Below are 6,360 nucleotides of genomic sequence, written 5' to 3' on the forward strand. Positions count from 1 at the left end.
TGGGAGGTAGCGTCCACATCCTGCCCGACTCAGGTTCGCTCGTGGTTCCATTCCACTCAGGCGATCTCGTCGCGCCGTGGAATAGCGGAAGTTCCCGGAACTCGCCCGGTCACCTCGCCGTTGTCGCAAAACGACAAAGGAGGAATCCGGCCATGGCCATCGAACCCAACCCCAACACGCCTTACGATCCCGACCGCCTCAATAATCCGACCCGAACCAATATCGTCGGCAACGATGGGCGCTCGCCTGCCCAACCCGACAATGATTTGCAAGTCGATCCGGAACGGGCGGAAGGCCCCGCCAGCAGCGGGAGGGTTGCCCTGTTCGCGGTCGGCATCGCGGTGGTGCTGGGCGTGGTGTTCTACGGACTGAACCATTCCTCGATGCATCAGCAGGCGTCAACAGCCCCCGTTCCTGCCAGCAGCCAGAACACCGCCTCGACCTCGCCGCCGGCAGCACCTGCGGGCATGCGTGACGTGACCCCGCACGCCAACAGCCAGCCGGGCACGACGACCGGGGCTGCGCCTGCCGACCCGCAGAAGCCGTCTCCGGCACCGGGCAACCCCGGCGGCGCCAGCACCAACAACGCCAACCCGGGCAACGCACCGGCAAAGCAATAGCGGCTAATCCTCAAACGTCAGCGAGGCGGTTCATCTCCGCCTCGTTGCCATCTTCCGTGTTTCTTAGCGCGCTTAACGGAACATCTTGTTCAGCTCGACGCCCGAATAACCCTTGGCGAGTTCGGTGAAGGTGCCCTGCTCGGCGATCTCCTTGGCCGCGCGCATGAAGCCCGCCCAGGCGGTGCGGGCGAGCGAACCGCCGACGCTGATCCGGCGCACGCCGAGGTCAGCGGCTTCCCTGACCGACAAACCGGACGCTCCGATCAGAAGATTGACCGGCTTGGGCGCGACCGCTTTCACCACCGCCGTGATCTGCTCCCTGGTCTTGATGCCCGGCGCATAGAGGCATTCGGCGCCAGCCTCCGCATAGGCGCAGAGCCGGTCAATCACCAAAGCGAGGTCGTCCTGGCCGACCAGAAAGGCCTCACAACGGCCGGTCAGCAAGACACCGCTCCGGTCGGCATCGATGGCCTTGCGCGCCGCCTTGATGCGCTCGATCGCCTGAGCGCGGTCATATAGCGGCTTTGATGCATCGCCGGTCGAATCCTCGATCGACAGACCGGCCACGCCCGTCTTCACGCCGCGCGCGACATTGACGGCGACCTTGTCAGGCTCATGCGCAAAGCCGCCTTCGAAATCGGCGTTGACGGGAATATCAACCGCCGCACACAGCTCAGTGAGATGCCTGCAGACCTCGTCGATCGTCACGCGGTTGTCGGCCTTGCCGATCGTCCAGGCAAAGCCGGCGCTGCTCGAGGCCAGCGCCTTGAATCCCATCTGCGCCAGCGCTTTCGCGGATCCGACGTCGAAGGGATTGGGAATCGGAAAGCAGCCGCTCTCATGCAGCTTGCGGAATGTCGTGCGCTTGTCAGCCAATGAAATCGGCATCGGCGTCTCCTTTCGCTGTTTGTTGTTTCTTGGCCTGCCGCAAGACTATCCCGATGCGGTAAGCCCCGCCAGCGCGTGGAACCACACTATCTTGTCACCTGGCGCAGGAACGTTCGCTCCTCGGCGAGAATGAACTTGTGTTCCTCGGCAAAGCCGAAATTCTCCATCGCCTCTTTGTCGGTGCGCAGCTTCGCACGGTATTGCTCGTAGGCCGCGAGATTTTCGAAGGAAACCAGCCCGAAGGCGATATTGTTGGTGCCTTCATGCGGCATCCAGTAGCCGAGGACATCGCCACCGCACTTCGGGATGATGGAAAGCCAGCGCTTGGAATATTCCTCGAACTTCGCGCGCTTGAACGGATCGAGCTGGTAGCGGATGAAAACGGTGATGGTCATGGGAACCTCGTCTGTCGGTTTTGATGCTTCCGACAATAGCGCTTGATCGGCATCAATGCTTCGGCTACCATCGAACGATGAAAGCAGGTCCCGATATTGCGATGGTCGCCTCGCTGGTCGGCGATCCCGCCCGCGCCAACATGCTCACCGCGCTGTTGAGCGGCCGGGCGCTGACCGCCAGCGAACTCGCGCAGGAAGCCGGCATCACGCCGCAGACTGCGAGTTCGCATCTTTCGAAACTCGAGACCGGCGGCCTGATCGAACAGGAAAAACAGGGCCGCCACCGTTACTATCGCCTCGCGGATCCCGATGTCGGCGGCGTGCTCGAGGGCCTTGCGGCGCTGGCTGCCCGCGCCGGCCACATGCGCGTGCGCACCGGGCCGAAGGATCCGGCGCTGCGTCGTGCCCGGGTCTGCTACGATCACCTGGCGGGCGATCTTGGCGTGCAGATGCTTGACAGCCTGCGGCGGCAAAAGCTGGTGCGCCAGCACAAGCACGACATCGAGCTGACGAACCAGGGCCAGCGCTTCCTCGAGAGTACACTCCAGATCGGCGCCGACACGCTCGCCCATCCGCGCCGTCCGGTCTGCAAGGCCTGCCTTGACTGGAGCGAGCGGCGCCATCATCTGGCGGGTACGCTCGGCGCGGCCTTGTTGCAGCGCTTCACCGAATTGAAATGGGCCGCGCGCGATCCGACCCCGGGCAGCCGGGTGGTGCAGTTCACGCGCCAGGGCGAGAAGCGCTTTGCAGCTCTGTTCGGGGAAGCTGGCTAGCCTCACCGGGTTGTCATACTCATCATCTTGACCGAGCCGCCGTTGCCGTTATCTGGCGAGCCAAGGCCAATTTGCTTTCGGAGAATTTAATGAAACGTCTCGTCGTGGCAGCCGGGCTTGCCGCCCTCCTCGCTCTGTCTTTCGCACCCGCCCGGGCCGCCGAGCGCGAGCCCGGCATCGCGCAGAGCGAGCCCGGCATCGCACAGCGCGAGCCGTACGGTATCGACCTTGAAGGCTTCCCCTACCCCTACCCCGTCAACCTGTTGCCGCTCGTCAATGTCGGCGAACAGCTCCGGATGGCCTATATGGACATCGCGCCCGCGCAAGCAAACGGCCGCGTCGTCATGCTGCTGCACGGGCGCAATTTCCCGTCGAGCTATTGGGCGCCCGAGATCAAGGTCCTGACCGAGGCTGGCTATCGCGTGGTGGTGCCCGACCAGATCGGGTTCGGAAAATCCTCGAAACCGTCAGGCGAACTTCACTTCGACGATCTCGCACGCAACACCATCGCGCTGCTCGATCATCTCGGGATAACCAAGGCCGACATCGTCGCGCATTCGATGGGCGGCATGGTGGGAGTAAGGATCGCGCGAGCCTATCCCGATCGCGTCAATCATCTTGTGCTTGCCGCCCCGATCGGCCTTGAAGATTACCGGATGTATGTGCCGCCGACGCCGACCGAGAAAATCATCGAGCGCGAGGACAAACTCACCGCCGAAGGTTATCGCAAGCAGCTCGAGAACAACTACGCGCCGAAGATTCCGCCCGAGGCGATGACGCCCTTCATCGACGCCCGCTTCAACATCAAGGGCTCGGCGGAATATCCGCGCTGGCTGCGCAGCTTTGTCTCTTCCGGCCAGATGATCTATCGCGAGCCGGTAGTGCACGAGATCCCGCTGATGACGACCCCGACGCTGTTCATCATGGGCGCCGACGACCATAACGCGCCGGGCCGGCCGAGTGCGCCGGAGGCGCTACGGCCGAAGATGGGCCAGAACGCCGAACTCGCCAAAGCGCTCGCGCCGAAAATGGCCCATGGCAGCGCCGAGGTGATCGAAAACGCCGGGCATCTGGTGTTCCTCGACGCGCCGGACAAATTCAATGCGCTGATGCTGGCTTTCCTGGCGAAATAACCACTGCCCATTCATAGCAGGTTCACACAGGTCACCCTAGTGTCACGGCCATACTGGACTTGTGGCGTATTCGATACGGTGGACAGTTCTAGCCAGTCGATTGGTTTATCGACCTCAATGAGGTGCCGCATCGCGGCTTCAGGAAGGGAAACAACATGAAGTATCTTTTCGCAGCTGCACTACTGGTTGCAGGCACGGTCGCAGGTATCGGCAGCGCAAGCGCCGCGGGCGGTTGCGGCCCCGGTTTCCATCGTAACCCCTACGGCGAGTGCCGGCCCAACCGTGGTCCCGTGGTCGTGGTCCCCGGCGCGGTTGTCGTCGAGCGTCCGGTGGTGGTCGCCCCCGTCGTCCGCGGTTGCCCGATGGGCTTCGTCTGGCGCTATGGACGTTGCCGTCCGATCTGACCGCCAGCAAGTGAATACGAAAACCCCGCCGTCTTCCGGCGGGGTTTTTTGTTGGGCGTTCGTAAAAGAAAAAGGGCGGGAAATTCCCGCCCTCTGCCTCATCTTACCAGTTACGGAAGCAACGGCGGCCGAACGGTCCGGAATGCCAGCCGGGCGGACAGTTGTACAACGGACGACAACCGCCAGCGGGCCCGCGATGCCAGCCCGGTCCGCAGCCGCCGGCGACCGGAATGGTGGCGGTGTCGCTTGCCGCCGCCCGATCGAGTGGAGCTACCGGCATGGCGGACGAAGCCGACATCGACGCAAGGCCGAGGCCGATCGCGAACAAGGACACAGTAACAATTTTCATGGGCATTCCTTTCTGTTGGTACGCGATGAAACTGTTTTCAATCAAACTCGCGCTGGATCACCAATGACGGTGATGCCAGTGCCGGTGGTGACGCCAGTGGTGGTGCCAGTGATGGTGATGCCAGCGCACCTGCACGGGCTTCTTCTGATCGACTTCGTTCTGCGAGACGACCGCCGGCTCAACGTTTGCCACAGCCGGCACGGTCGGAACGTGGCCCGAGATCGGCGGCACGGGAGCAGCCTGTGCACTCGCCGCCAGCAAGATCGCGCCCGCGACCAATCCAGCACTGAAATTCAAGAGAACCCCAAGCTTCATGACTTCATGCCCCTTTCGTGAGGTAAGAGAGAAGACATGCAGTCTCGCCGCCTCAAGATGAATGTTCGCTGAACTCATTAGCGGTTGCGTGTATCGACACACAAAATGGTTCAACCATCGGCGCCAAAAATTGCGCCAGCGGCTTCGATGACAGCGCGATGAAAACTTCCGGAAATTTCCTGCGGCTAAACCCATCCGCCGCGCGCCATGATCGCGGCGCACAACAGGATGATGACAACCGCGGCAAGCTCGGCATGAATGACCATTGCGACGCGCTTGCGCCTCGAGACCTCCCAGACCGGCACCTGCCCTGCCTTGATCGCACCGCGCCAGGACAGGAATTCCATCGTCGGAATGATCGACAGCAAGCCGACAATGACGAACAGGCCGAACTTGGTCAGGAACGCGTGGCTGTGCCAGTAATACGCCGCGCCCTTCTCGAAGAAGAACACCCGCGAGAGCCCGATCACGAGCAGCAATCCGGCCGCAATGCCGAGCACGAGGTCGGTGACCTGCAACCGCCGCGCGGAAGCGAGCGTCAACTCCTGCTTGATCAGCGTGAACTCGATCGCAAGCGCCGCAACGAGCGTGAAGGCGCAGAGGTGATGAAGGAAGGCAAACAGCGTGGACATGGGGGTCCTCGGTCGGCGCATGTTACGCGACGCATATTGTCGTTCGCAGGATTGATCGGCAAACCTTTTTACGAGCACGCCAAGCGCGCGATACGGATCGATGTGCGCTCTCCCCTGCGGGAGAGGGCAGCTGCGCCCGTGACCACAGTCTCATTCGGGTGAGGGGTATCTCGGTCCAGCTTCCGATGCTGAGGCAAACTCCTCACCCGCTTTCGATGCCAGGCATCGAAGGCACCCTCTCCCGCGGGGGAAGAGGACTACAGCCGGAACGCCGCATCACATCAGTTTAGCCGGAACATCATGAACCAGCCGAAGACCAATCCCACCGATCAAATCCGATCTCAACGCCTCGGCGTCGCGGATGTCAGCCTCCGTCTCGCGCAACGTGCTGAGGTTCGTTCCAAGCGACACGATTCCGCCCAGCACCAGCGCAATCGACCCGAGCGCGGCCAGCTGCCCTGTGCCGAAAAGGCCGAGCACCGCGGCAAGCAGCAAGGCGACGCCACCCGCGATCGCTATCCTGGACGCCAGAATGAACTTCCGGCATCGTTCAGCGATCTCGGCAAGCGCCTCGATCCGCTCTTCGATGTCTGAAATTTCGTCGGTCGGGTCGTCTTCGTCGGTCATCGGACTCAAGTGTGCCAAATCCGTCGCCACCGTTCTGAATTTGACTGGTCATTCCTCACAACGGCAAATTGTCGTGCTTCTTCACCGGCATCTCGACCTTCTTGTCGCGCAGCATCGCCAGCGCCCGCGCAATCCGCCGCCGGGTCGAGTGCGGCATGATGACGTCATCGAGGTAGCCGCGCTCGGCCGCGATGAACGGCGACAGGAAGCGATCTTCATATTCC

Annotated in this window: 11 protein-coding genes; 4 read left to right on the forward strand and 7 right to left on the reverse strand. The window is 62.3% G+C overall.

The features are described 5' to 3' along the window. On the forward strand, positions 1–620 hold a 620-nt coding region (locus WB528_RS12900), incomplete at its 5' end, for a hypothetical protein (protein ID WP_423888801.1). Positions 621–692: 72 nt separating this feature from the next. Here WB528_RS12900 and WB528_RS12905 read toward each other — a convergent pair. Next, positions 693–1,508, reverse strand: coding sequence for an isocitrate lyase/PEP mutase family protein (locus tag WB528_RS12905; RefSeq protein WP_423888802.1), 816 nt, complete (start codon positions 1,506–1,508; stop codon positions 693–695). Positions 1,509–1,594: 86 nt separating this feature from the next. Beyond that, on the reverse strand, positions 1,595–1,903 hold the full coding sequence (locus WB528_RS12910; RefSeq protein ID WP_423888803.1) for an NIPSNAP family protein: 309 nt from the start codon (positions 1,901–1,903) through the stop codon (positions 1,595–1,597). Between the two features lie 77 nt (positions 1,904–1,980). Between WB528_RS12910 and WB528_RS12915 the strand changes: the two genes are divergently transcribed. The 3 genes from WB528_RS12915 to WB528_RS12925 all read left to right on the forward strand — a co-directional run bounded on the left by WB528_RS12915 (position 1,981) and on the right by WB528_RS12925 (position 4,213). Next, positions 1,981–2,676: an ArsR/SmtB family transcription factor gene (locus tag WB528_RS12915; protein WP_423888804.1), complete on the forward strand. Its 696-nt coding sequence runs from the start codon at positions 1,981–1,983 to the stop codon at positions 2,674–2,676. A gap of 89 nt (positions 2,677–2,765) precedes the next feature. Then, positions 2,766–3,809 (forward strand): alpha/beta fold hydrolase, encoded by a 1,044-nt coding sequence (locus tag WB528_RS12920; protein ID WP_423888805.1) that lies wholly within the window; start codon positions 2,766–2,768, stop codon positions 3,807–3,809. Between the two features lie 155 nt (positions 3,810–3,964). Then, positions 3,965–4,213 (forward strand): GCG_CRPN prefix-to-repeats domain-containing protein, encoded by a 249-nt coding sequence (locus WB528_RS12925; protein WP_423888806.1) that lies wholly within the window; start codon positions 3,965–3,967, stop codon positions 4,211–4,213. Positions 4,214–4,316: 103 nt separating this feature from the next. Here WB528_RS12925 and WB528_RS12930 read toward each other — a convergent pair whose 3' ends face one another. The 5 genes from WB528_RS12930 to WB528_RS12950 form a co-directional block, all read right to left on the reverse strand. Further along, positions 4,317–4,562 (reverse strand): GCG_CRPN prefix-to-repeats domain-containing protein, encoded by a 246-nt coding sequence (locus WB528_RS12930; protein WP_423888807.1) that lies wholly within the window; start codon positions 4,560–4,562, stop codon positions 4,317–4,319. Positions 4,563–4,619: 57 nt separating this feature from the next. Then, the gene (locus WB528_RS12935; RefSeq protein WP_423888808.1) at positions 4,620–4,877 is read right to left on the reverse strand and encodes a twin-arginine translocation (Tat); all 258 of its coding nucleotides are present in this window, start codon (positions 4,875–4,877) and stop codon (positions 4,620–4,622) included. Positions 4,878–5,062: 185 nt separating this feature from the next. Further along, positions 5,063–5,509, reverse strand: coding sequence for a DUF2214 family protein (locus WB528_RS12940; RefSeq protein WP_423888809.1), 447 nt, complete (start codon positions 5,507–5,509; stop codon positions 5,063–5,065). 276 nt (positions 5,510–5,785) lie between these two features. Next, positions 5,786–6,136 (reverse strand): hypothetical protein, encoded by a 351-nt coding sequence (locus WB528_RS12945; RefSeq protein ID WP_423888810.1) that lies wholly within the window; start codon positions 6,134–6,136, stop codon positions 5,786–5,788. Between the two features lie 55 nt (positions 6,137–6,191). Continuing rightward, a partial coding sequence (locus WB528_RS12950) for a carboxyl transferase domain-containing protein (RefSeq protein WP_423888811.1) occupies positions 6,192–6,360 on the reverse strand: 169 nt, incomplete at its 5' end.

This window comes from Bradyrhizobium sp., assembly GCF_049586575.1.
Classification (GTDB): Bacteria; Pseudomonadota; Alphaproteobacteria; order Rhizobiales; family Xanthobacteraceae; genus Bradyrhizobium.

Bases quoted from the DNA above. Each gene is read 5' to 3' on its own strand.
- WB528_RS12930 (WP_423888807.1), bottom strand. From the start codon at position 4,562: ATGAAAATTGTTACTGTGTCCTTGTTCGCGATCGGCCTCGGCCTTGCG.
- WB528_RS12910 (WP_423888803.1), bottom strand. From the start codon at position 1,903: ATGACCATCACCGTTTTCATCCGCTACCAGCTCGATCCGTTCAAGCGC.
- WB528_RS12925 (WP_423888806.1), top strand. From the start codon at position 3,965: ATGAAGTATCTTTTCGCAGCTGCACTACTGGTTGCAGGCACGGTCGCA.
- WB528_RS12920 (WP_423888805.1), top strand. From the start codon at position 2,766: ATGAAACGTCTCGTCGTGGCAGCCGGGCTTGCCGCCCTCCTCGCTCTG.
- WB528_RS12940 (WP_423888809.1), bottom strand. From the start codon at position 5,509: ATGTCCACGCTGTTTGCCTTCCTTCATCACCTCTGCGCCTTCACGCTC.
- WB528_RS12935 (WP_423888808.1), bottom strand. From the start codon at position 4,877: ATGAAGCTTGGGGTTCTCTTGAATTTCAGTGCTGGATTGGTCGCGGGC.
- WB528_RS12905 (WP_423888802.1), bottom strand. From the start codon at position 1,508: ATGCCGATTTCATTGGCTGACAAGCGCACGACATTCCGCAAGCTGCAT.
- WB528_RS12945 (WP_423888810.1), bottom strand. From the start codon at position 6,136: ATGACCGACGAAGACGACCCGACCGACGAAATTTCAGACATCGAAGAG.
- WB528_RS12915 (WP_423888804.1), top strand. From the start codon at position 1,981: ATGAAAGCAGGTCCCGATATTGCGATGGTCGCCTCGCTGGTCGGCGAT.